This window comes from Brucella sp. IR068 (assembly GCF_049065885.1).
GTDB classification, from domain to species: Bacteria; Pseudomonadota; Alphaproteobacteria; order Rhizobiales; family Rhizobiaceae; genus Brucella; species Brucella intermedia.
Genome location: NZ_JBAKHE010000006.1, coordinates 1 through 24610 on the forward strand (window position 1 = coordinate 1; position 24610 = coordinate 24610).

Consider the following 24610-nt stretch of genomic DNA (forward strand, 5'->3'; position numbering starts at 1 on the left):
CGCGCCCACAACCGGAGCTTGCGGCAGGATGTAACAAATTCCGACGCTCCCTTTTCATTGTCCAGCGAGATTAGTCCCTCATCCATATCGGGTTCAATGCCCGCCTTTGCCAGTAGCGGCATCGCGCCTGCGGTAAACCCGATAAACTTGCAATGGGCAAAGGCGTCGGCAACGAAATCCCGCGCCGCGGCTTCTCTGGTCAATCGATCCGCTGCCTCCTCGGACAGTACAAGTGCGACAGCGTCGAACAAGACGGATGGACCGCCATCGATCATATGATCGGCCTCCATCCAGTCGCCGCTGGACGCCTCGAAACCTCCGACCGTAGGCGCGACCAGTTCCAACGTTGCGCCCTCCTGTTCAGTGGCCTGCCGGATTGCGTCCAGCACCTGGGCATTCGAGCCGTTGGCGGCAAGTACACCAATCTTCCGGCCCTTGAAGCTGCCGGGCCCGTTTGCAATGATGCTCAGCGCCGGAGACGGAGCAAGATCGTCGCGCACCGGCACCATCACATCTGCCGCCTGCGGCATCGTGCGGATGCCAAGCTTGCCGGCGACCGTTTCCGCAAGGGTGGCATCGATGTTGAGCAGGTGGGACACAATACGCTCGCGGATCCTGGGCGTTTCCACCTTCGACAGTTCGAAGGTCAGCGCCATCGCTATATGCTTCTGCTCCGTCTCGGTCTGGCTCAGGTAGAACTGGCGCGCCTGGCTGTAATGATCGGCAAAGCTTTCCGCCCGAAGGCGAACCTTCTGCCCATCTTCCTGCGCCGCAAATGATCGGAATCCGAGCTTTTGATCGGGCCTCGGTCCCTCCCCCCACGAATTTGGCTGATAGTTTGCCCGCCCCACAGGGTTGCGCATCGCCATATGTCCGTCCTGCTGAAAATGGTGAAATGGACACTTGGGTGCATTGATGGGGATGTGGGTGAAATTGGGACTACCCAGCCGTTTCAATTGCGTGTCGAGATAGGAGAAATTGCGCCCCTGAAGCAGCGGATCATTCGAGAAGTCGATGCCGGGGGGAACGTTCTGCGTCATGAACGCGACCTGTTCAGTCTCGGCGAAGAAATTGTCCGGCATGCGGTTGAGGACCAGCCGCCCAACCGGCATGGGCTTTATGATTTCTTCCGGGATCAGCTTGGTCGGGTCCAGCACATCGAAGTCGAAGCTGTCGGCAAAATCCTGATCAAAGAGTTGCACGCACAGTTCCCATTCCGGAAAGTCACCCGCCTGGATGGCATTCCAGAGATCGCGCCGATGGAAATCGGGGTCGGCGCCATTGATCTTGACCGCTTCGTTCCATACGATGGATTGGAGGCCAAGTTTCGGCTTCCAGATGAATTTGACAAAGGTCGACTGATCCCTGTCATTCACGAAGCGGAAAGTATGGACGCCAAATCCTTCCATGAAACGGAACGAGCGCGGTATGGCGCGGTCCGACATGATCCACATGATCATGTGCATGGATTCTGGTGTCAGGCTGATGAAGTCCCAAAAATTGTCATGTGCCGACTGGGCCTGCGGGAATGCCCGATCCGGCTCCTCCTTGACGGCGTGTACCATATCAGGGAATCGGATGGCGTCCTGAATGAAGAAGACTGGAATGTTATTGCCGACAATATCCCAGTTGCCTTCCTTGGTGTAAATCTTGACGGCGAAGCCCCGGACGTCCCGGGCGAGGTCGAACGAACCCTTCGATCCGGCGACCGTGGAGAAACGGACAAAGACCGGCGTCTTCTCGCCAACCCGTTGGAAAATGTCTGCGCGCGTATATTCGCTAAGTGATGCTGTCGTCTCGAAATAGCCATGCGCGCCATAGCCTCGGGCATGGACGACGCGCTCGGGAATACGTTCGTGGTCGAAGTGAAATATCTTTTCCCGAAAATGGAAATCCTCGATAAGCGTCGGACCGCGTGCACCGATCTTGAGCGTATTGAGGTCATCTGAAATCGGTCCGCCCTGGGCCGTGGTCATGACCGGTGTCTTGTCGTCGGCAACCTGATGAAGCTCACCACCCTGACCAGCCTCAAGCGTCTGGTCATGAATCTGGCGTGGCTTCCGTTTAGATGCGGCTTTGTCGCTGGCTGACATGGCTGGCTCCTCCTTTTACGTGATCTCTGTTCACATGAAAAAGGTGCCGAACAGCACCCTTCCATAATTACGCTGCCGTGGGACGCTGGTTGACTGAACCGCCCGCAAGCTTCATCAGATTGCAGTCGGTCCTGGGTTTTTCCTGAAGCGTCTGATCAAGCAGATTTTGTGCATGGTTCAAGCCGCGTTCTTTCGCCCATCGCTTCAAGGTGCCGGAGCGAGCGATCTCGTCGTTCCCGACTGCCTGCGCTGGCCTGCGCTCGTAGGAGATGTCCTTGTGCGCATCGCGGAACAGGTCTTCGCGGGGCTTTTCCTTTCCCATAGTTCGTTTCCTCATAGTGTCGGATAGACATTTGAAGCCTGGCTCGCCGTGAAATTCCCGCCAACTAGTGTTCGCGCAACGGTGCGCAAGGCAGGAAACTGGCATCTCCGTCCTTTGAGTAACGCGACGTGGTAATTTAAGTTCCTTGATAGGTCGCGCGCAGGGCTAAGCCTGAGCGAATCCCGCCAACTACCTCGGGTCCTCGAAGCCACCATAAGGTGCTCGCCACCACAGCACGAAACGGTGAGCGCCCCTTTTTACACAACGATACAAAATGGGGGGCTGGCGGACACATCCCGGATAATCGGTCGATGCATCTTCTCGTCATCAAGCGACGCAGAGCCCCGCAATGACGCAGGGCAGCAGATTTCGCTAGGTAGAACAAAGAAGGATATCGCCATGAACAAGATCGTTTTTGCAGCCGCCACCGCCATCATCGCCCTGAGCAGCAGCGCATCATTTGCTGAGAACCCTTATGTTGGCCAGCCAGAGGCGCTTGCCTTTCAGGATAAGGCGGCACGCGCTCCCGGCAACAGCCCGGTCTCGGTAAAGCTGGACTTCCGTGCGCCTGCCTCCATCGGCAAGGATGCCGCCGTTTATCATGACGGCTCCGCGCATCGTTTTGGTGATGCCTCTCCGTCCAGCTACGAATAAGCGCGCCAGACAACCTTTCACCGAATGCGGCTGGACATGACTTTCAGCCGCATCCGGTGGCGAACGCCATTTCTACAAGCTTCAGCTCCAAACAACACATAGGCCATTAAGGAAACAACAATGCGTAAGCTGATCATCGCAGCTTCAATTGCAGCCGCCACACTCGTTTCGGGAAATGCTATCGCCCAGGAGGACAAACCTACTGTCGTGCTGGTGCATGGTGCGTTTGCGGACTCGTCAAGCTGGAACGGAGTTGTCGCCCGCCTTGAAAAGGACGGCTACCCGGTTATCGCCATCGCCAATCCGCTGCGCAGCCTCTTGACAGATGCGGACTATGTCAAGCGCACCCTTGCCAGTCTCAAGACGTCTGTTGTTCTGGTTGGCCATTCCTATGGCGGCGCAGTTATCAGTCAGGCTGCTGCGCAATCCGACAATGTGAAGTCGCTTGTATTTGTCGCCGCTTTTGCCCCTGAAAAGGGTGAAAATCTGACAGGTCTCTCGGTTAAGTTCCCCGGCAGCACGCTTGGAGCAGCCCTGGCGGTGCCGGTCGAGATCGAAAATGGCGGCAAGGATCTCTACATTCAACAGGATAAATTCCATCAGCAGTTCGCTGCCGATGTTCCGGAAGAAGAGGCCCTGCTCATGGCAGCTGCGCAACGACCGCTCAGCGAGGCAGGCTTGACGGAACAGGCCACGGAAGCCGCCTGGAAATCCAGGCCATCCTGGTTCATCTATGGGGATGCGGACAAGAACATTCCCCCGCAAGCAATGGGCTGGATGGCCGAGAGAGCCGCATCCCGCAAGACGGTCGTTATCAATGGCGGATCGCATGTCGTGATGGTTTCCCATCCCGACATGGTGGTGGACCTGATCGAAGAAGCGGCCGCTGCAAGGTGATCTTCATATATTTGCCAGAGCGTGATTGGGGGGTCGTCAACAGCGTGAAACCGCAAGTGGATCGATCGGCTTCCGGGAACGTTCTACGTATCGGCAAGAAAAGGCGCGGAACATTCTCCGCGCCCTTTCTTTTCGTTCAAAGTCTCCGTCGTCACATTTTCCATCGGGGTCATCCCCGGAGGAGTGCCCCTGACGGATACTACGCGTGCGATTTCTATAACGGCTCGCTCACCGGAGACCTTTGAACGCTGCCCGGAGCTCCTCGGAAAAGAGTTGCGGCTGTTCCCAGGCCGCGAAATGGCCACCCTTTGCCGGGCGATTGTAATAGATCAGACTTGGAAAGGCCTGTTTTGCCCAGCTTTCCGGTGCCTGATAAAGCTCGTCCGGGAAGGCGCTGACGGCGACCGGGATCTTGATCCCCTTCGGTGCAAAGAAAGCGAACTTGTTTTCCCAATAGAGCCGTGCCGAAGACACAGCGGTGTTGGTCAGCCAGTAGAGCGTAATGTTGTCGAGCACATCATCGCGCGTCAGGCCTTCTTCCTGTCCGTCAAATACGCGTGCGATCAGCTGGTAGCTTTTTGCGTCGTGATCGAGCATCCACGAGGCGAGGCCAATTGGGGAATCCTCCACGCCATAGAGCGTCTGGGGACGGGCCGTCATTTCCTGCGCGTAGGCAAGGCCGTGTTTGTAGAAGAAATCCAGCTGCCCATAGGCGCGCTTTTCCTCCGCGGATAGTCCGGCGGGTGCCGGCCGGTTCGCATCCAGCGACTTCTGGATATCGTCCGGAACGGCACCGGGCATATTGGTGTGTATCCCCAGCAGGCCCTTCGGTGCCTGCACGGCCATTTGTTCGGTTACAGCGTCCCCCCAATCGCCGCCCTGAGCGACATAACTGGTGTAGCCGAGCCGTTTCATCAGTTCCGTCCAGGCGCGGGCGATGCGTGCCGGTTCCCATCCCAGTTCGGTAGGCTTGCCGGAGAAGCCGTAGCCCGGCAGTGACGGGATGACGATGTCGAAGGCGTCTGCATCGGTGCCGCCGTGCGCGGTGGGGTTCGTCAGTGGATCGATGATCTTGAGCTGCTCGACTATGGAACCCGGCCAGCCATGCGTGACGATGATCGGCAGAGCATTCCTGTGCCGGGAGCGTACATGGATGAAGTGAATATCCACGCCGTCGATATTGGTCACGAACTGGGGAAGGCTTTCGAGCCTCGCCTCGACGCGCCGCCAGTCGTAATCGGTCGACCAATATTGCGCGAGCTTGCGCATCGTTTCCAGCTGCCCGCCCTGCGTGTCGTCGCCAACAAGCTCCTGACTCGGCCATTTGGTGGCGGAGATGCGGCGACGCAGATCGGCCAGAGCCTCATCGGACGCGCGAAAATGAAATGGCCTGATGGAGGTGTCTGCCGGAAGCTGGGTTTCAGCTACCCTCACGGGCTTCGCAATATCGGCCTGCGCGCCGATCGGAAGCCCGGCTGCGATCAGAAATGCTGCCGAGGCGGCCAACTTCCAAGCGGCGGGTCGTTTCAATGTTGTCACGGATAAATCTCCTTGTTTGTACCAGCTTTCCGGCGGGCCAGGGCGCGCAGGAATCCGCCCGATGCACAGGGTGGATCGGGGGAATTGGATGTCAGCGCGAAAGGCGCGGCGAGTAAGTGGAAGTAGGCTAGAGGCCGTAAAGGCTGCGCGGGAAGGCGCACAGACCTTTTGCTTCGAGTAGATGGAGGGGAGCCCGTAAGGTCACACGAACGACCCCCGGATTGCGGCCGATCTCGATTGCTCCGGCCACTGTCGCGCGATTCATGACTTCCGGCACGCTCATCTCGAGGACCTCGGCAGCACGCTGCAAACCGTTCTCCGTCGCGAGATTGAGGTTGGCTCCGGTTCCGATAAAGGTGACCGGCGCATCCTCTTCCACCGTCGTGACCCCGTGTCTGGCGGCCAGAGCCTTGACCGCATGTTTTTCACTCGAAGTGAGCGGACGTGCAAGATAGGGCAGATCCTCGGCGACCGGGAAAAGAATCGGGCCGTCAAGCCTCAGTCCCTTGATAACGTGAACTTCCAGAGTGGCCGTGCCTGCCACGTCTGCGGTATGACCGGCGATTTCCCCGTCACCCTGGAATGCGTGCATATCTCCCAGATAGATGCCGCCGCCGGGAACTTTGACTGGGCAGATGAGGACGGCGCCTTCGCGAACCGTGTTGACGTCGAGATGGCCGTCGGTCTTGTTTGCGATCAGCTCTTCCTCGGTCAATGAATAAGCGTGGGGAGCGTTGAGCAGAAACGACCCGAAATCGCCTGCATTGTGCGAGTCGGGCATAGCCTTGCCGGGCGTCGTTCCGAGTTGGCCAAGAAAAGGCCGCAGTCGCGTCGCGACGGCAACGAGATCGGCTGGCGCGAAGGTCAGGATGGGATTCTGGATCGAGGCATCCGGCAGGGCCATGAGCCGGGCAGCGTCAGCAGCCATTTTCTCTGCTTCAGCGCGACCAAGGGTGAGACCCACGCTGCGCTCATCGTCGAACGCAATCGTGTAGCCATGGGTGGAAGTGAATGGCGCAGCGTCGGCTCCACATGTCTCGCAGCGGACAGCGGTTTGACCAATGCCTTCGATACGTGTCGCTGGCCATTGTGTTCCACAGCCAGGGCACACGGCAGCACAGAAGGGATCGCCGTTGAAACGACCCTCCATGACCTTGTCGTTCCCGGATGCCGTGGCGGCGGATGTGACGACGAGGGACCGGATTCTGATTGCTATCGCGTCTCCGACCTCAGCCCCCTCCACGGCGACAGGTCTGGTGACTTCATGACCACCGCGGATTTCAGGCGTGATCATTGGCCCCCAGCAACCCGGCGATGTGTTGGCGATGATCACGCCTCCGTCCGCGACCGGGCCGAGCATGGGCGCTGCAGGATCGAGCAAGCCATTTGTCAGTTCGTTGACAAAGACGGTGCGTTGAGCTGTTCGCGCGTTTGCTGTTGAATTGTTTGTCAAGCTGGTTCTCCTCCGTGAATTCCTGCATTTGCCGTTTTGGCAGGAGCGATGCTGGGTTTATTGTCGTCCAAGGTATCCTGAATATGTCCGCATACGGGCAGTTTTGTAGAGTATTGTACAATGGCGCCTGCGCGGCGCGCACGCCGTTGCCGTCTGCCCGGTGCAGGTTCTTCCTGCACAGTGTCCTCCAGCGTCTACGATGACATTCTTCTTCCGGTGTTTGACCACACCGCTCGCTTCAGCCAAAGGTAAAGGCATAGGCTTCAACACCGGCATCGAGGAAACGGATTTCGAACTCGCGGGGCTCCACCTGACCGGGTTGCCGGACGAGCTGATAAAGCCTGGTCGACGTCACAACACCGTTGCCGTCTGCGTTCGTATCGGCGCCGTGATCGACTCCAGGCGCCTGGCCGTCGATTGTCACCTGAAAACGAACTGCTTTTTCGGAAGCATCCGGACCGAGGACCAGATGCAGGTCACGGGCGCTGAAACGGTAGACGATGCTGCCGCCCTTCTGGTCCAGCTTCGCTTGCTCCGCACCGACGGTCCAGCTCCCGGACAGGCCCCATTCGTTGAGGCCCGGTCTGGAGATCGAATAGGCGACTCCAGTATCGGCACGCAGGTTTTCCCGCGACGCAAAATTGGTGGCGCGCTCGTAACCAAGATAGGTTTCGCCAGAGCGGATGTTCTTCAGGTCGGGGCTGGCTTCCGCGCCTTTGACGGTCGGTTTTACTGCAGTTGTCGCCGCCCTGTCGCTGCCAGCTTCGCGCAACAGCTCCTGAATCGCCTGCTCGGTTCCGCTATAATTGCCTTCTCCGAAATGATGATGGCGAATCTGGCCTTTGGCATCAATCAGATAGTGAGCGGGCCAATAGCTGTTTTCGAAGGCACGCCAGATCCTGTAATTGTTGTCGATTGCAACCGGATAGCCGATCTTGAAGTCAGCGACAGCCTTTTTGACATTATCGATCTTCTTTTCGAACGCAAATTCCGGAGCGTGCACACCGATTACGACCAGTCCCTGATCCTTGTATTTTTCCGCCCAGGCGCGAACGTAGGGCAGAGTGCGGATGCAATTGATGCAGGAATAGGTCCAGAAATCCACCAGTACGACCTTGCCGCGCAGTTGTTCATTCGTGAGCGGGGGTGAATTTAGCCACTCGACAGCACCATCCAGAGAGGGAGCACGACCTTCGACCGGCAGGTCGCTGCGGAACGGTCCTGCGGTATCTGCGGCAGTTGTCGCCATACCATTGCTGGTGAAACCCGATGTCCTACCGGCGTTTGATTTCGAAATCAGGCGGTCGAGCACGACCTGTTCGAAGGCGCTGGTTTTAGCATAGGAGACCCGCGCCAGAAGGCCGGTATCGAGCCCCAGCGCGATGACGGTGACGCCGGCCAGCACCGCAAGGCCGAGCATCTGGCGGATCTTCTCACTGACGCCGAGCGAACGCTTCATTCCCGCAAAGACCTTTCCGCCAACGAGCAAGGCAACAGCAAGCGAGGTCGCCGCTCCTGCTGCATAGGCAGCAAGCAGGAAAGTGGTCTGAAGGTTGGCGCCCTGTAACGCAGCACCCGTCAGCACAAGGCCGAGTATCGGGCCAGCGCATGGCGCCCAAAGCAGGCCGGTCGCAATCCCGAGTATCAGCGAGCTTGCAAGGGTCGGTGCGGAACCGGACTTGCCGGAAGCATTCAGAATCCGGTTGCCAAAATCGACGATCGGCCGGGTGATCGCGCTCGCAACACGCGGCGAAAGCAGGCTTATGCCAAAGACGGCAAGGAGCAGCAGTGCGGCGGCGCGACCATAATCATTGGCGTGGATCGCCCAGCTGCCCCCTACTGCGGCAAGTGTCGCCACAAGCGCAAACGTGACGGCCATGCCTCCCAGCATCGGCAAGGTGCTGCGAATGAAGGGGTGCCCGGCTCGGGCAAAGACGAAGGGAAGGATGGGGAGGATGCAGGGGCTGAGGATAGTCAGCGCTCCTCCGAGATAGGCAATAACAAGAAGCGTCATAATCGTCACCTCGAAAACCGAAATTTGGGGATCTGGACGTCGATGAGGCACGGCCAGTAACGGCGCCAAACTGATCAAGGCGACGTATCCCCTGTATTTCCGGGAACATGGCAAAGTGTATCGAAGTGTAGAAAACGCCCGGCACGAGACTGCATGCAGGGGCCCTGCGGACGGGAAATCGAATTGTATCAAAATGTATCCAGACCACAGGATGCTACATTTGCATTCAATAGCCCGTCGCCAGGACACAACGGGGATACAAGCGGGCGGCAATTTTCGATCGCAATCAACAAGGATCGGAACCACGCCATGTCCAACGAAATCAATCATCAGCGCCGCCGTTTCTTCGGCATCGCCGCCATGACAGTCGCTGCTGTCGAATTCGGCATCACCTCGCTGGCCAGCGCGCGACCGGCCGGGGCCTCGCCGCAACCGGTCGCTGGGGCCGGCAGGCATATGTCCTTCAAAACGCTGAAGCAGGTCAAGGCGGGCGTCCTGAATATCGGCTACGCGGAAGCGGGGCCTAAGGACGGTCCGGCTGTTCTGCTAGTCCACGGCTGGCCTTACGACATTTACAGTTATGTGGATGTCGCGCCCTTATTGGCGTCTGCCGGTTATCGCGTAATCGTGCCTTACCTTCGCGGCTACGGAACCACGCATTTCCTGTCGAGCGAAACCCCACGCAACGGCCAGCAATCATCACTCGCCGTAGACATGATAGCACTGATGGATGCACTCGAGATCGACAAGGCGATTGTCGCTGGCTACGACTGGGGCGCGCGCACCGTCAACATCATGGCCGCGCTCTGGCCGGAACGGTGCCAGGCAATGGTGTCGGTGAGCGGCTATCTGATCGGCAGCCAGGAAGCAAACATGAAACCGCTGCCGCCGAAGGCAGAACTTTCCTGGTGGTACCAGTTTTACTTCGCGACCGAGCGTGGCCGTCTTGGTTATCAGGCGAATACGCGCGAGTTCGCCCGTTTGATCTGGCAAACCGCCTCTCCAACCTGGAAATTTGATGATGCGACATTCGAGCGATCGGCAGCCGCCTTCGACAATCCGGATCATGTGGCGATCACCATCCATAATTATCGCTGGCGGTTGGGCCTTGCCGATGGCGAGAAGAAATTTGACCCTTACGAACAAAAGCTCGCCAACGCGCCTCTCATCTCCGTGCCGACGATCACGATGGAGGGGGATGCCAACGGCGCGCCGCATCCTGATCCGGCAGCTTATGCCAGGAAGTTCACTGGAAAATATGAACATCGCACCATTGGCGGCGGAATAGGTCACAACCTGCCCCAGGAGGCGCCACAAGCATTTGCTCAGGCGATTTTGGACGTTGCCAAATTCTGAAGCATTTTGGTTGCCGGAAAACGCATGACCGCTTTTCGGCAGCCGGTTCCAAGCTTAAACAGAGTAAACCGCGCCGCGATAACACGCGAGGATTCGAGGGATGTCCATGGAGCATGTCGATCACATTCTGATCGTTGACGATGATCGTGAAATTCGAGAACTGGTGTCGTCTTATCTGAAGAAGAACGGGCTGCGGACGTCGGTTGCCGCCGATGGCCGCCAAATGCGTACATTCCTTGAGGCGAATGCTGTCGACCTGATTGTTCTCGACGTAATGATGCCGGGCGATGACGGACTGGTGTTGTGCCGCGAACTGCGCTCCGGCAAACACAGAAGCGTCCCGGTTCTCCTGCTGACAGCGCGCAGCGACGAAATGGATCGGATCATCGGTCTCGAAATGGGTGCAGACGACTATATCGTGAAGCCTTTCGCGGCGCGTGAACTTCTCGCACGCATCAAGGCTGTGCTGCGGCGCACCCGCATGCTGCCGCCAAACCTACAGATCAGCGAGGCGGGACAAGTGCTGAGGTTCGGAAGCTGGCGGCTGGACACCGTCGGCCGTCATCTTATCGACGAGCAAGGCACGGAAATTGCGCTCAGCGGCGCGGAATATCGTCTGTTACATGTCTTCATCGATCATCCCCAGCGCGTGCTCAACCGCGATCAGCTGCTGAACCTTACTCAGGGGCGCGATGCGGAACTGTTCGACCGATCAATTGATCTTCTGGTCAGCCGGCTGCGCCAGCGGCTGGGCGACCATGCACGTGACGCCACCTATATCAAAACAGTACGCAGTGAAGGCTACGTGTTTTCAGTCCCGATAGAGATATCGGAGCCACGGCCATGACGTTCGGCAGCATTGCCCGCATAGTGCCGTGGCCAAGCACGCTGCGCGCCCGTATCTTCGTCATTCTTCTCCTCGGGCTCGCGGTCGCCTACGGCCTTTCGTTCAGCCTCCTTTATGCGGAACGCTATATGTCTGCGAAGGCAGTGATGCTCGGCACGCTCGAGAGCGATGTCGCCACTTCCATCGCCGTCCTCGATCGCCTTCCGGCAAACGAAAGGGCAAATTTTACCGACTGGCTGAGCCGGGGCAATTACAGATTTGTGTTGGGCGAAGGATTGAAAGGCGTCCCCGATAATTCGCCCACAGGAGCTGAAATCGCTGCACGTGTCGAGGAAGCGGCCGGGCATCGGGTTCCGTTACGGGTTGAATCTATCCCTGGTGATGTGAGGCGGCTTCAGATCCATCTGACACTCAGCGACGGAGACCCGCTCACCATAGACGTGACCCCCCGCCCGATCATGCCCTTAGCAAAATGGCTGCCCTACGTCTTCGCCTTGCAAATGCTCCTACTCCTTCTGTGTGCCTTTTACGCGGTCCGACAAACGACCCGGCCACTGGCCTACCTCGCCGCTGCCGCCGATACGCTTGATCCAAACAAGGCGGGGCCAGCGATTAGCGAAGCCGGCCCACGCGAGGTTGCCCATGCAGCGCGGGCCTTCAATGCTATGCGCGAGCGTATTGTCCACTATCTGGAGGAGCGGGTGCAAATCCTGGCGGCAATTTCTCACGACCTTCAAACGCCTATCACGCGGATGCGGCTGCGCGCCGATATGACGGATGATTCACCAGAGAAGGACAAGCTGGCCAATGACCTTGCTGAGATCGAAAGGCTGGTCCAGGATGGCATTGCCTATGCCCGCAGCTCGCATAGCAATGGTGAGAAGACTTCCCGTATCGACCTATCCTCTTTTATCGATAGCATTGCCTACGATTATCAGGACACCGGAAAGCCGGTTACCGTTCTGGGTATCGTTCGGGGAACAGCATCGACAAAACCGCATGCGCTGCGCCGCATCCTGACCAATCTGATCGACAACGCACTGAAATATGGAGGAGAGGCTGAATTGAGCGTCGAATGGAGAGATGGCGGGATTGTCATTTCGGTTCTCGACCACGGTCCGGGAATACCAGACGACAAGCTGGAAGCTGCCATGCAACCCTTCTTCCGGCTGGAGCAATCTCGCAACCGGGAAACCGGGGGCACGGGTCTTGGGCTCGCGATCGCTCAGCAACTTGTCGCCACGATCGGCGGTTCGATTGCGCTGCGCAACCGACCGGAGGGAGGACTGGTGGCGGAAGTAGTCCTGCCCTCCCGGACGTAAAACTGTGTATGAAAACATGTCGCCCGAGCGCGCGATTACATTGCGATACATTTCGGGCAAATTCTGAAACATTCCGGAGACGTCGATCCTTCAAACATCTCTCCATCAACAACGTCGCAGCAGCGACAAACCAAAGGAGTGTTCGATGGCACAGATTGACAAGGTTCTCTACACCGGCAAGACCCGCACCACAGGTGGACGTGACGGTTTCGCACGCAGCGACGACGCCCAGCTCGACGTGAAGCTCTCGCCTCCCGGTACGCCACAGCCAGGCACCAATCCGGAGCAACTCTTTGCAGCTGCCTGGTCGGCTTGCTTCATCGGGGCGATGGGTCTGGCTGCCGGTAAGCGGAAACTGAAGCTGCCCGCTGAAACGACCGTTGATGCGGAAGTCGATCTCGGAACCACGGACGGGGCGTATTTCCTACAGGCCCGCCTGACCATCAGCCTGCCGGGTCTGGATCGGGAACTGGCTCGCGAACTCGTCACCGACGCCCACCAGAATTGCCCTTACTCCAAGGCAACTCGCGGCAATATCAATGTTGAACTGAAGGTCGCCTGAACAGTGCACTCACCACAGGAGCATCCAATGCGTATCCTCATTGTCGGCTTTCTGACGATTGCAACCTTCGCAGCGCCGTGTGTCTACGACGTGTTCTCGTCCGAGCCTTCGTCGCTCACCACTCTCCTGGCGGTCGCGGGGCTGGTCAGCTGAGCCCTGAATAGCGTCCGGTCTGCCCATTCTGGTGAGCGGACCGGATAGATTTGCTGTGGCGATATCGTTCGCTAAGGCAATCGACTTGGCTTTCCTTAGGTATGCTAGCACCAACGACAGTGAGAACATAACCACCACGGATAACCATTTAGAGCCTGAATCAAAAAAACGATATGTATTTGCGAGAATGACCATTTTCGAGTACCGAAGCGAAGTGTACTTTGGGTACCCCAGCACCGGAGCGCAACAAATTGCCATCGGCCATACTGGCCGCTTTGTGATCTATACTCTGATGCTGAGCTGGTGACGTTTCGTAACTTATTGGTCCGTCGGCGCCTTTCAAGCTGCAAGTTACCCGCATGAGAACATGCCGGCAAACACCGTCGTGCCCGCGCCATCCTTGGTCAGGCCCTAAGGCCGCTTATCTCGGTCGGCAGCGGTTGTTCTGTACAGACGCGTCCGCTCCCTAGAGCATTTATGTTTTTTTCTGAATCGAGAGCGGTTCCCAAATCAGTTTTGTTCTGATTCATTGATGCTGGCTGGATGGAGGCCAGCATCCGATGACCGCACCGATATCGAATGACCTTCGCGAACGTGTTGTTGCCGCCGTCCTGGACGGCGAAAGCGTTCGTTGCGTGGCGGCGCGGTTTGAAATTGCCCCGTCTTCAGTCGTGAAATGGTCGCAGCGCCATCGTGCGACCGGATCGGTTCATCCCGGCAAGATGGGCGGCCATCGCAAGCGGATACTCGAACCGCATCGTGATATCATTGTGCAACGGCTCGCCGAGAACCCGCACCTGACGTTGCATGGCCTGAAGGCGGAGCTGTCCGAGCGCGGTATTTCCGTCTCGCACAATACGATCTGGGAATTCATTCGCAGCGAAGGGCTGCGCTTCAAAAAAAACGCTGTTCGCCCTTGAGCAGGCGCGTGCCGACGTTGCTCACAGAAGACAGCGATGGAAGGCCCTGCAAAATCATCTCGATCCCGAAACGGCTGGTCTTCATTGACGAGACCTGGATCAAGACCAACATGTCGCCGATCAGGGGCTGGGGTCCAAAAGGCAAGCGACTGCGGGCATTCGCGCCGCATGGCCACTGGCGCACGCTGACATTCCTGGGTGCCTTGAGAAACGATCGGCTTACAGCACCTGTGTCTTCGACGGACCGATGAACGGCCAGTGCTTCTGCGCCTATGTCGAGCAACAGTTGGTGCCGGTGCTCAAGCCAGGCGACATTGTCGTCATGGATAATCTCGGCAGCCACAAATCGGCAGCCATCCGACAATTGATCAAAGCAGCCGGTGCGAGGCTCTGGTTCCTGCCACCCTATTCGCCGGACCTTAATCCGATCGAACAGGCCTTCTCCAAGATTAAACACTGGATGAGAAATGCACAAAAGCGCACCATCGACGACACATGGCGTCATATCGGCAGGCTGGTCGAAACCATTCAGCCCGCCGAATGCCAAAACTATCTCGAAAGTGCCGGGTATGATTCCGTCAAAAGATGAAACGCTCTAGGCTGTAGTGACGATTTAAGGATTTGGGATTCCCAACTGGGAGCAAATCAGATTCAAGGCTGACTTTTGGAGGTTGGTCATGGATATTGATAGGCTGAGTGCCGAACAATGGTCTCGAATCGAGCCGTTCGTTCCAGGAGGACGCAAAGGGCGGCGGGGTCCGCGTTCCAACAACCGCCGATTTATCGAAGCGCTGATCTGGATGGCCCGCTCCGGCGGGCGCTGGCGCGATCTGCCTGAGCATTATGGCGATCACCAGACCGTCAAGCGACGCTATTACCGCTGGATCGAGATGGGTGTTCTGGAAAGCTTGTTCGAGGCGCTGGCGCGAGAAGCGGACCTTGATTGGGTCTCTATCGATTCCACGTCCATCCGTGCCCAACCTCAAGCCGCTGGCGCGAGGCGAAAAAGGGGGGAGCGGACGCCCAAGGCCTTGGCCGCTCACGCGGCGGGTTAGGCACCAAGATCCATGCTGCCGTCGATGCTTTAGGCTTGCCGGTGCGCTTTGTGCTTGCGCCAGGACACCGCGGTGACGTGATCTATGGCAAAGAATTGCTCGCTGGTCTCAACCCCGGCTATGTCATCGCCGACAGGGCCTATGATGCCGAGCATTTCCACGACACCATTCTGGATGCCGGCGCTATTCCAGTCATCCCGCCACGGCCCGAGCGGCGGCGACCACACCCATGCAACTGGCGCATTTATAAAGAACGAAACCTCGTCGAACGCTTCTTTGCAAAGCTCAAGCAGTTCCGTCGCGTTGCCACTCGTTACGACAAGCTGCTGGCCAACTTCAGGGGCTTCGTCACATCGCAGCCATAGCCATATGGCTGCGATAGTTAAATCGTCACTACAGCCTAGGGCACAAGCCGCGTGGCGCGACAAATGTCCTTGATCGTCTTCAACGTACGTTCGTATCACCGGGCACCCCGAAGACTATCTCCACACCCTAGCCAATCAGTATTTGCACCAATATACCGCGTCGCGCATTCCACTGCTCCATGTGAATTCGATGAACCGAAAATAGTTGCAGTCGATTTCGAGCTGTACCGGCGGATCGGTGGCCAGATCATATCCACGCCGACGAAATGCAGGCGGGGGTCGGCATGATCTGACTGCTCGTAGCGGCAAAAAATCGTCAGTCACGCAGGCACAAACAATATCTGATGTGAGTTTCTTTACGTCATCCAGATTATGAACGCGTTATCATCGGTAATCCGGCAGATGCCCGGCCGGGTTCTCCGGCTTCAGAGGTCACCTAGGCAAAGACGGAACTTAAATCATCCGAATAGTCATTGACTTCGCGAAGATCGAGTTGGCGTTCCACATGATCGAGGTGATGCGCCATCAGACGAACGGCTCTCGCCACATTCTTCTGCAATATCGCATCAACGATCTCGGCGTGTTCGTCTGGTCCGCAATTGAAATAATCAGCTTTGCGATAGACCGCAGTGATAAGCGATGTGCGGGACACAAGGTCACGCATCATAGTGAACAGGAAATCCGAAGATGCCAGTTCGGCCAGAAGAAGATGAAAGCCACCGGAGAGCTTGATGATGTCGGTCGTGATATTTCCCGCATTGGCGATCCGCTCCTTGTCAACGTGATCGCTGAGGCGCCCGAAATCGGTTTGCGTTGCTGACCGGCACAGCCGCTCCACGACGCAACGTTCGACCGTGCGCCTTACAAAGAAAACATCCCGGGCTTCCCCGACAGTAGGCTTGCAGACGAACGCGCCGCGATTAGGCAGAATATCAACAAGGCCCTCCCGTTTGAGTGAAGCAAGCGCTTGCCGGATACGAGCGCGGCTGACATCGAAAATCTCCGCCATCTTCTCTTCCTTGAGCTGCACGCCGGGACGAAGACGCCGCTCCGCTATGGACAACCAGACTTTCTCGACAATCTGCTGCGTCGACACCCCCCTCCACTCAGCCATGACTTTGCTCCCTCTTCTGTTCACGAAGCTTGATGCAAAGCAGAAAGTCAACCATCACAGCAAGCAAAGAGGACAATATTGTCAACAATTATTGAGGCTCACCCCTTTTGAGCCGAAACCCTGCACCCGCGCTCGTTTTTGACACGGGGATAGTCGTAGCTGTTCGCCTTGGAGGTTGCGAATCTGGCACCCACCAGCGCTTCGGCCATTTTGACGGCAGCCGTCACGCCATCAATAACAGGTATACCGCTCGCCTCCTTGAGGCGTTCGCACAATGACGACATTCCTGCGCAACCCAGCACGATCGCTTCTGCACCGTCCTCTGCCTTGGCGCGCTCAATTTCTTTCAGCAGCAACTGTTCAGCTTTATACGAGTCGTCCTCCAGAGCCAGCACCGGAAGATCGATTGCTCGCACCTTCCGGCAGTGACGGTCGGCGCCGTATTCACTCACTAGATCCTCGATGATAGCCACCGACCGCGGAAGCGTCGTTATCACGGAAAAACGGCGGCTGATGGTCATCGCCACCTGAACGGCAGCCTGACAAATGCCGATGACAGGCCCCTTCGCCACTTCCCGCGCGGCATGCAAACCGGGATCGTCAAAGCAAGCTATAACATAAGCGTCCACCCCCAGAGCTTCACCCTTTCGGATTTCCGCCAGCATTCCGGGTATGGCCATCGCCTCATCCGCATAACCTTCGATACTTACCGGTGTATCCGTCGGATTTGCGGAGGAAATAAGGGTACGATCATGCTTGACCAGCAAGGCGCTTTCGAGCGCTTGCGCTGTCATGGAATCTGTGGAGTTAGGATTGATGAGACGAATATGCATAATGGTATTCTCGTTGCCTAAGCTTTTTAACCTACTGTTTCGGCTTCTTGAAATCGCCGATAGGCGGGGCTTTCAAAACGGACTGGCGATCTGAAGTCACATAGTTGTCCGCGTGAAGCCGGGCTATGGGTTGATAGAACTCCGGGTCCACATAATGGCCCTCGGCATCAAGACAATTGCGACGGACGTGCATCTGCACCACCTCGCCCAGGACCAGAGTGCGTCGCGGATAATCGATCAGGCGTTCGACCCGACATTCAAAGACGCATGGCGCCTCCTGAGGGTAAGCGACATCAATCTTGCGGCACTCAACGGGGGTCAATCCTGCAACGTCAAGTTCGTCGACCTCGCTGTCGAAGCCAAGTCCGCAAATCAACATTTGCCGGGAAAGGGCCATGTCGACCATGCTGATGGCGAACGCGCCGGAACGACGTATGTTGACCATTGTGTCCTTCTGCTCGCCCGTCAGACGGGGTTGAATACCCAGTACAACGATAGCCGGGTCGTGTGAAAACACGTTGAAAAAACTCATCGGCGCAGCGTTGTTATGTCCCGCCTCAGATCGGGTCGTCACCAGCGCAATAGGACGGGGGCCGATGAAATTCGTCAGCAGCCTATAGCGGCTTTGCGGTTCGATGGCTTCGAAATCAAATTCCATTGGTGACCCAAAAGGTGATACTATCATCTACAATCATCTTTCATATTGTCGACAATACTGCAAGCAATTAAATGCCCGAGTTGACTTTTTCACGCGTTTGGCGCTTGTCTGCGTCAACAAGGAGAACCACAGATGAACGCACCAGCCGCAATGCCGGTCGAGCAGATAGTTGAAAGGGTTTGGCTTTCGATCGCTGAACGGCGATTGCGTCCTGGCGTACAGCTCAAAGAAGAACAATTGGCCTCGATCTTTCACGTCAGTCGCGCCCGTGTCCGCCAGGCGCTGACAGTCCTTGAACGCGATGGCCTTGTGACCATCATTCCCAATCGCGGGGCCTTCGTCAGCAAGCCGTCTGTAGAAGAGGCGCGGGACGTTTTCTTTGTTCGGCAAGCCGTCGAGCGTTGCATCGTGGAGCGGCTCTGCACATTGACCCCGAAGGACAGCGTGAAAAGGCTTCGCGAGCACGTGAATCTGGAGCGTGTTGCAAACGCGAAAGACAGCACCACGGACATTATTAAACTTTCGGGCGGCTTCCACCTTTTGCTGGCGGAACTGACCGGCTCCGATTTCCTGTTCACAACGATGCGGGACCTTATTGCGCGCAGTTCGCTCATCACAGCGGTCTATCGAAATACTGCCCGGTTCAATTGCGGGCCTGATGAGCATGCCGAGATCGTTGAAGCGATTTCGGCAAAGGAAGCGCAGAAGGCCGTGCATCTTATGGCGCATCATCTGGAACATGTGGAATCCGAACTGGACTTGAGCGAGATACGGGATCTTTCCCATGATCTGCGAGCAGCCTTGGCTTGAAGCGATGGAAGCCGGATGTCGGCTTCTCAATCCTCTATCTCGACCAGGTGACAGGCGACGCGAGTACGATTTGGCAATAGCTGCATCGCCGGTACTTCCTTGGAACAACGCTCGATTGCGAATGGGCAGCGCGGATGAAAGGTGCAGCCGGAGGGCGGCTTGAGCGGGCTCGGCACTTCGCCACTTGCCGGTTCGCGATTGCGATTGGGCGCTTCGATATTGGGGATCGTTTGCAGCAGAAGCTGCGTGTAGGGATGACGCGGGTAGGCAAAAAGCTCTTCTGTATCCCCTTCTTCGACTATACGTCCCAGATACATCACCGCGATACGATCTGACATATGGCGAACGACGCTCATGTCATGGCTGATGAACAGATAAGTCAGGCCCAGTTCGTCCTGCAGTCGGCGCATCAGGTTCAAAACCTGTGCCTGAACCGATACGTCGAGCGCCGAGGTGGGTTCGTCGCAGACAAGAAACTCCGGCTCGCTCGCCAGGGCGCGGGCAATTGAAATACGCTGGCGCTGTCCACCCGAAAATTCGTGCGGGAACTTCTCCCCATCCGATGGAGAGAGCCCCACAATACGAAGAAGTTCTTCCACACGTTCTGTCACTTCGGCAGCGCTGTTGCGCAACTTCAGCTCGCGCAGCGGTTCTGCAATGATGTTCTTCACTCGCCAGCGTGGATTGAGTGAGGCGTATGGGTCCTGGAAAATCATCTGGGCTGACAAGGGGGTACCGCTTTTGCCCGGCGCAAAGCGCATCTCACCGCTCGTCGCATGGTGCAGACCAGTGACCAGCCGCGCCACCGTGGACTTCCCGCAGCCGCTTTCGCCTACAATACTGAGACAACCGCCCGCCGGCACCGTAAAGCTGATATCATTCACGGCCTGCAGATATTGTTTGGGCTTGCGCTCCACCACACGGTTCAGCCAGGGAGCGGACACATCAAAAGTTTTGACGAGCCGATCGACAGTCAGGGCCGGAGTTCTCTCCAAGGGTTTCGTCATGCGGTGCCTCCTGCATTTAGCCAGCATGCACTAGCGGTCTGATCGGAAAAAATGAGGTCCGGGCGCTCACGCAGACAGCGCGGTCCCGCTGCCTTGCAGCGCGGATTGAAGGCACAGCCATCGGGGATCGCATCGAGGCGCGGCATGGAGCCATCGATCTGGTTGAGCTTCTCGACCCGCGCGCCAAGCGAAGGGATCGAAGCCATCAGTCCTTGCGTGTAGGGATGACGCGGCTGGTGCAAAACCTGCTCCACCGGCCCGATTTCAATCAACCGTCCAGCGTACATCACTGCAATTCGGTCCGCAGCTTCCGCAATCACACCCATATCGTGGGTTACGAGCATGACGGCGGTCTGTTTTTCCTTGCACAGCTTGCGCAGGAGCGAAATGATCTGCGCCTGGATCGACACATCCAATGCGGTTGTGGGCTCATCAGCGATGACCAGTTTCGGCGATGCCGCGAGCGCGAGCGCGATCACCACTCGCTGCCGCATGCCGCCCGAAAACTGGTGAGGATACTGGTTAACCCGTTCTTCGGGTGACGGAATACCCACATCGCGCAACAGTTGCACAGCGCGGGCACGCGCTTCGGCCTTGCCGAGACCGAGATGCCGTCGAATGGTTTCCACGAGCTGCGCGCCTACGGTGAACAGCGGATTGAGCGACGTGAGTGGGTCCTGAAAGATCGCGCCGATTTCACGTCCGCGAATTTTTTCCATGGCGCGATCATCGAGCGTATCGATGCGCCGCTTGCCGAGCCAGACCTCACCGCCAGCGATGTGACCGGGTCGTTCAAGCAGTCCCTGTATGGCGAGACCGGTCATGGACTTTCCCGCACCGGATTCGCCTACCACGCCCAGAATCTCACCTGGACGGATCGACAGGCTGACATCCGACAGCGCGGTTACAGTACCGCGACGGCCCGGAAAATCCACGCGGAGGTTGCGGACGTCAATGACAGGCTCTTGTGTGTCACCCATTTGCTTTTCCCTCTGTCGGCCCTTCTATCGGATAGCTAGGCGGGAATATCTTGGCGACCGGAGGGTTGTTCCAGCTCCGCTGTGGATATTTATCGACAAGGCCATCGTACTGGACTTGCGCCTGATCCCGCGCCTTCTGCATGTCGAACCCGGCCAGTCGGCGGTCGACCATGGAGACCCGCCCATCGACAAAGACGGCCTGTGTGATCTTGCCTGAACCACCGGTAACGATTGTCGTAATCGGATCGATGGATGGTGCCATGAACGTATCGTCGAGACGGAAGACGGCTATATCTGCCCGCGCACCCGGCGAGAGATGACCAAGATCCCCACGACCGAGCGCCCGTGCGCCCCCGATCGTCGCGGCGTCGTACAGATCGGCTGCGCGCAAGCAATCCGGCGCGCCATCGGCAATGCGACCCGTGATGAGGCCGGCCAGCAAATTCATCAACATGTCCGGAGGCGTCGTATCGGTGCCCATGGCGATGTTGATCCCGCGCCTGCGGCAATCGGAGAACGATCTAAGAATTGACCCGCCGCGGCCGGAGACCAGCGGGCAATGGACGATGGAAACACCGTATTCGGCATAGAGACCAAGGTCTTCATCGGTGGCATTGGTGGCATGTGGCGCGATCAGACGATCACTCAGCAGGCCATTCCTGGCGAGCCAGACCGGGGCAGTCGAACCGTGCAGCATACGCACCGTATCGACCTCCATCGCGCCCTGCGCCATATGCAGACGGAATTTGCAGCCAAGGTCGCGTGCTGCAGCGTCGGTACGCTGGATAAGCCCGAGTGTCGAAGTCTCCACACGATCCGGGGCCAGCATGCCGCGCACCAGATCGCCGTAGCGACCATTCTGGCGCTCGATATAGGCAATCGCGTCCCTCAACCCTTGGAAGCCGCGCTCCTCGTCGAAGACAGGTACCATATGGCCCGGTGCTTCCAGCACCATCCCGCCTGAACGGTAGGCAGGACTGAGATAGACACGCAGGCCGAGCTCACCTGCAGCGTCGGCAGCAGCATCGAACTCGGCGACCGTTTCTCCCCATTCGCGGTAAAACAGCGAGGCAATCGGAGCGGCAGTGGTGATACCGTTCAACAATAGCTGGCCGAAAGCGAACCGCTTCTGGAAGGCCAGTTCCTCCTGCGTGTACATTTCGTACGGACCTGCTTCGACATAGGAGCGCGGCCAAACGCGACCCTTCGCCCAGCCAGGATGGTGGTCGATGCCTAGGATGGTCGTGTCGAGATCTGAAAGCGCATCAAGATCGATCAATCCAGGGCTGATCAATGCGTTGCCGAAGTCGATGCGACGGGCCACTTCGCCCTCAAAGTCATGTCCGACGAATAGAATCTCGCCGTTCTCGAAGACGACTTCGCCGTTCTTCAGAAGCCGGTGGCCGCCGTCCTTGTGTCCGACCACCCAGCTGGCGGTTATAAGCGTGCGTCCTTCCGGTCTCCGGCCAAGCGGAAGGGTCTCCAGTGTCTTGTCCATTACGGCATCTCCACCAGGGCCACACCCTGACGGGCCGTCACGCGACCTCCCTTGACGACCAGCGGACGCGGAGCAACATCTACCACCGCATGAGCCAGCGTCTCACCGGTCAGAAGGGTAAGGTCGGCGTTGCAGCCAACATCCAGTCCGTAGTTCTCAAGACGCATGACATCTGCACCGCCCTGAGAGACGATATGCAGGACATGCTCCAGATCGTGATCCGAACGCACACCATTTTTCATGCCGATGATCTTCGCGCGATCAAGCATGTCGGGCTGCCCCCAAGGACCCCAGGTGTCACGGATACCGTCGCAACCGCCGCCAATGCGCACTCCTGCTTCCTTGAGCCGCTTGATTGAGGGCACAGTGGCCGAAGGCGCACCCGTGGTCAGGATGGCAACATCGAGGATAGCGAGCTGTTCGATCAACTGATTCACACGCAGATAGTCGTTCATGCCGAGCGCAAAAGCGTGGCTGATCGCAACCCTGCCTTCCATGCCGTTGGCGCGAATACGCTCGAAAATGAGTTCCATCGTGAAGGCGCCTAGGTCCCCCGTTTCGTGGAGATGGATGTCGATAGGCACCCCATGCCTGGTTGCGAGAGCAAACAAAATATCGAGCTGACCCTTCGGGTCGCGGTCGATGCCGCACGGATCGATCCCGCCGAGGACTTCGCAACCCTGGCGGAGGGCCTCATCTAGCAGTTCTTTCGTGCCGGGCATGACCATCAGCCCCGACTGGGGGAAGGCGACGATTTCGATATCGATAATGCCCTTGAGCTTTTCCCGCGTTTCCCAGACACCTTCGACCAATGACAGGCCATGTGTCGGATCGATGTCGACGTGACTGCGAATATGCGTGCTGCCGTGGGCAACAAGCCCAATGGCGTGGCGCATTGACTGGCGATGCGGATCAAGGCCGATTTCCAGCCGATGCTCGCGTTCAAAATCAATACGCTCGCGCAGAATAGCTGCACGATTGTTGACATGCCAGGGCATGCCCCATGTAGTCTTGTCGAGATGCGTATGTGCATCGATCAGCCCCGGCGCGACGATAGCACTGCCGCCGTCTTCCACAGCCATTCCTGGTTCAGCCTCGAACCGCCCGAAACCGGCAATCTTTCCGTCCCTGATGAGGATATCGCAGGTTTCGCCTGCCATCGGCCGGACGTTGCGGAGCAAAAGATTGTTCATAAGACTTACCTCAATTTCGGATTAAGAGCATCACGCAGCCAGTCGCCGAGCATGTTGACAGCGACCACCAGCAGACAGAGCTGAATGACGGGGAAGAGCACGATCCACCAGGAGCCGGAAAACAGGAACTGATTGCCGATACGGATCAGCGTTCCGAGCGACGGCTGGCTGGGCGGCATGCCGATGCCGAGGAACGAAAGCGTTGCTTCTGTAAGGATTGCCATGCCGAAATTGAGCGTCGCCGCAACCATTATCGGCGTAAGTGTGTTGGGAAGAATGTGCTTGGCCATGATGCGCCGTGCCGGAACGCCGATCAATCGCGCCGCCGATACGTAATCCTTGCCGGTCTCGACAATGGCCTGCGCGCGCACTGTGCGGGCATATTGAACCCACGCCGAAAGGGCGATCGCCAGAATAAGAACCCCAGAAGCGCCAATTTCACGCAGGTCGACCGGCAGCATCTGACGCACGACCGTGGATACCAGAATGGCGACAAGGATGGTCGGGATCGACAGGGTGATATCGCCGAACCGCATTAGCAGATTGTCGATAAAGCCGCCGAAATACCCCGAGACCAGCCCCGCACTCATACCGATCAAGAGCGAGAGAACCACCGAAGCGATGCCTATGACGATGGAAATGCGCGTGCCGTAAAGAATGGCAGACAGCATATCTCGACCCTGGGTATCGGTGCCGAGAAGATATGGCCATTCGCCGCCCTCCTCCCATACCGGTGGCAATTCGGCCTTCCACATATCAAGCGCGGCGCCATCATAGGGGTTCTGCGGCGCAATCAGCGGTGCGAAAAGAGCCGTGAGGATCAGGATTGCCAGAAGAGCGGCGCTGAACATGGCCGTCTTGCTACGCGTAAAAGACCACCAAAGATCGCTTTTACGGATACGCTGGAAAAGCGACTGTCGCATGACGGGAGTAATTTGTGACGTTTGGGTGCTCATGGATATGGA

General features: G+C 57.7%; 21 protein-coding genes and 2 pseudogenes. 10 read left to right on the forward strand and 13 right to left on the reverse strand.

From position 1 onward, the window contains the following. Both ACOWVS_RS11565 and ACOWVS_RS11570 read right to left on the reverse strand, forming a co-directional pair. Positions 1-2093: catalase (locus ACOWVS_RS11565; RefSeq protein WP_420973036.1), on the reverse strand; the 2093-nt coding region annotated here is incomplete at its 3' end. Between the two features lie 67 nt (positions 2094-2160). Beyond that, positions 2161-2415: a DUF892 family protein gene (locus tag ACOWVS_RS11570; protein ID WP_006470721.1), complete on the reverse strand. Its 255-nt coding sequence runs from the start codon at positions 2413-2415 to the stop codon at positions 2161-2163. Between the two features lie 399 nt (positions 2416-2814). On the opposite strand from ACOWVS_RS11570, the gene ACOWVS_RS11575 reads away from it, so the two are divergent. Together ACOWVS_RS11575 and ACOWVS_RS11580 are read left to right on the forward strand one after the other, a co-directional pair. After that, entirely contained in the window at positions 2815-3069 is a 255-nt protein-coding gene (locus tag ACOWVS_RS11575; RefSeq protein WP_006470722.1) for a hypothetical protein, read from the forward strand. A 120-nt stretch (positions 3070-3189) separates the two neighbouring features. Then, the gene (locus ACOWVS_RS11580; protein ID WP_006469683.1) at positions 3190-3966 is read left to right on the forward strand and encodes an alpha/beta fold hydrolase; all 777 of its coding nucleotides are present in this window, start codon (positions 3190-3192) and stop codon (positions 3964-3966) included. Positions 3967-4194: 228 nt separating this feature from the next. Here the strand turns inward: ACOWVS_RS11580 and ACOWVS_RS11585 are convergent, their stop codons facing one another. From ACOWVS_RS11585 to ACOWVS_RS11595, 3 genes are all read right to left on the reverse strand, one after another. Continuing rightward, the gene (locus ACOWVS_RS11585) at positions 4195-5412 is read right to left on the reverse strand and encodes an epoxide hydrolase family protein (protein ID WP_235691715.1); all 1218 of its coding nucleotides are present in this window, start codon (positions 5410-5412) and stop codon (positions 4195-4197) included. 220 nt (positions 5413-5632) lie between these two features. After that, the gene (locus ACOWVS_RS11590) at positions 5633-6958 is read right to left on the reverse strand and encodes an acetamidase/formamidase family protein (RefSeq protein ID WP_006469681.1); all 1326 of its coding nucleotides are present in this window, start codon (positions 6956-6958) and stop codon (positions 5633-5635) included. Between the two features lie 238 nt (positions 6959-7196). Continuing rightward, positions 7197-8972, reverse strand: a complete 1776-nt coding sequence (locus ACOWVS_RS11595; protein WP_006470725.1) for a cytochrome c biogenesis protein DipZ — start codon at positions 8970-8972, stop codon at positions 7197-7199. A gap of 309 nt (positions 8973-9281) precedes the next feature. Between ACOWVS_RS11595 and ACOWVS_RS11600 the strand changes: the two genes are divergently transcribed. The 7 genes and pseudogenes from ACOWVS_RS11600 (at position 9282) to ACOWVS_RS11630 (ending at position 15569) form a co-directional block, all read left to right on the forward strand. Further along, complete coding sequence (locus tag ACOWVS_RS11600; protein WP_006470726.1) at positions 9282-10328, forward strand: alpha/beta fold hydrolase; 1047 nt, start codon at positions 9282-9284, stop codon at positions 10326-10328. Positions 10329-10434: 106 nt separating this feature from the next. Next, the gene (locus ACOWVS_RS11605; protein ID WP_075041762.1) at positions 10435-11175 is read left to right on the forward strand and encodes a response regulator; all 741 of its coding nucleotides are present in this window, start codon (positions 10435-10437) and stop codon (positions 11173-11175) included. Continuing rightward, positions 11172-12497 carry an ATP-binding protein gene (locus ACOWVS_RS11610; protein ID WP_063621190.1) on the forward strand — a complete coding sequence of 442 codons (1326 nt, stop codon included), beginning with the start codon at positions 11172-11174 and terminating at the stop codon, positions 12495-12497. The genes ACOWVS_RS11605 and ACOWVS_RS11610 overlap by 4 nt, the downstream gene beginning before the upstream one ends. 145 nt (positions 12498-12642) lie before the next feature. Beyond that, positions 12643-13059 carry an organic hydroperoxide resistance protein gene (locus tag ACOWVS_RS11615; protein ID WP_006469676.1) on the forward strand — a complete coding sequence of 139 codons (417 nt, stop codon included), beginning with the start codon at positions 12643-12645 and terminating at the stop codon, positions 13057-13059. Positions 13060-13086: 27 nt separating this feature from the next. Further along, on the forward strand, positions 13087-13212 hold the full coding sequence (locus tag ACOWVS_RS11620) for a hypothetical protein (RefSeq protein ID WP_006470728.1): 126 nt from the start codon (positions 13087-13089) through the stop codon (positions 13210-13212). A 560-nt stretch (positions 13213-13772) separates the two neighbouring features. Then, a pseudogene (locus ACOWVS_RS11625) lies at positions 13773-14721 on the forward strand (IS630 family transposase). 88 nt (positions 14722-14809) lie between these two features. Further along, positions 14810-15569: pseudogene (locus ACOWVS_RS11630) on the forward strand (IS5 family transposase). A 419-nt stretch (positions 15570-15988) separates the two neighbouring features. Here the strand turns inward: ACOWVS_RS11630 and ACOWVS_RS11635 are convergent. From ACOWVS_RS11635 to ACOWVS_RS11645, 3 genes are all read right to left on the reverse strand, one after another. After that, entirely contained in the window at positions 15989-16666 is a 678-nt protein-coding gene (locus tag ACOWVS_RS11635) for a GntR family transcriptional regulator (RefSeq protein ID WP_039853409.1), read from the reverse strand. 98 nt (positions 16667-16764) lie between these two features. Next, positions 16765-17499, reverse strand: a complete 735-nt coding sequence (locus tag ACOWVS_RS11640) for an aspartate/glutamate racemase family protein (RefSeq protein WP_006469668.1) — start codon at positions 17497-17499, stop codon at positions 16765-16767. Positions 17500-17530: 31 nt separating this feature from the next. Beyond that, complete coding sequence (locus tag ACOWVS_RS11645; protein WP_006470731.1) at positions 17531-18157, reverse strand: flavin reductase family protein; 627 nt, start codon at positions 18155-18157, stop codon at positions 17531-17533. Positions 18158-18289: 132 nt separating this feature from the next. Here ACOWVS_RS11645 and ACOWVS_RS11650 point away from each other — a divergent pair, with 132 nt between their 5' ends. Beyond that, on the forward strand, positions 18290-18967 hold the full coding sequence (locus ACOWVS_RS11650; RefSeq protein ID WP_006469666.1) for a GntR family transcriptional regulator: 678 nt from the start codon (positions 18290-18292) through the stop codon (positions 18965-18967). A 26-nt stretch (positions 18968-18993) separates the two neighbouring features. Here ACOWVS_RS11650 and ACOWVS_RS11655 read toward each other — a convergent pair whose 3' ends face one another. Genes ACOWVS_RS11655 through ACOWVS_RS11675 form a run of 5 tightly spaced genes read right to left on the reverse strand, consistent with a single transcriptional unit; the run spans position 18994 to position 24601 of the window. Further along, positions 18994-19974: an ABC transporter ATP-binding protein gene (locus tag ACOWVS_RS11655; protein ID WP_006470732.1), complete on the reverse strand. Its 981-nt coding sequence runs from the start codon at positions 19972-19974 to the stop codon at positions 18994-18996. Next, complete coding sequence (locus tag ACOWVS_RS11660) at positions 19971-20954, reverse strand: ABC transporter ATP-binding protein (RefSeq protein WP_006469664.1); 984 nt, start codon at positions 20952-20954, stop codon at positions 19971-19973. Before ACOWVS_RS11660 ends, ACOWVS_RS11655 begins: the two co-directional genes overlap by 4 nt. Next, positions 20947-22452 (reverse strand): amidohydrolase family protein, encoded by a 1506-nt coding sequence (locus ACOWVS_RS11665; RefSeq protein ID WP_006469663.1) that lies wholly within the window; start codon positions 22450-22452, stop codon positions 20947-20949. The genes ACOWVS_RS11660 and ACOWVS_RS11665 overlap by 8 nt, the downstream gene beginning before the upstream one ends. Further along, complete coding sequence (locus ACOWVS_RS11670) at positions 22452-23645, reverse strand: amidohydrolase family protein (RefSeq protein ID WP_006469662.1); 1194 nt, start codon at positions 23643-23645, stop codon at positions 22452-22454. Before ACOWVS_RS11670 ends, ACOWVS_RS11665 begins: the two co-directional genes overlap by 1 nt. 5 nt (positions 23646-23650) lie before the next feature. Next, on the reverse strand, positions 23651-24601 hold the full coding sequence (locus ACOWVS_RS11675) for an ABC transporter permease (RefSeq protein ID WP_075041746.1): 951 nt from the start codon (positions 24599-24601) through the stop codon (positions 23651-23653). Positions 24602-24610: the final 9 nt, after the last annotated feature.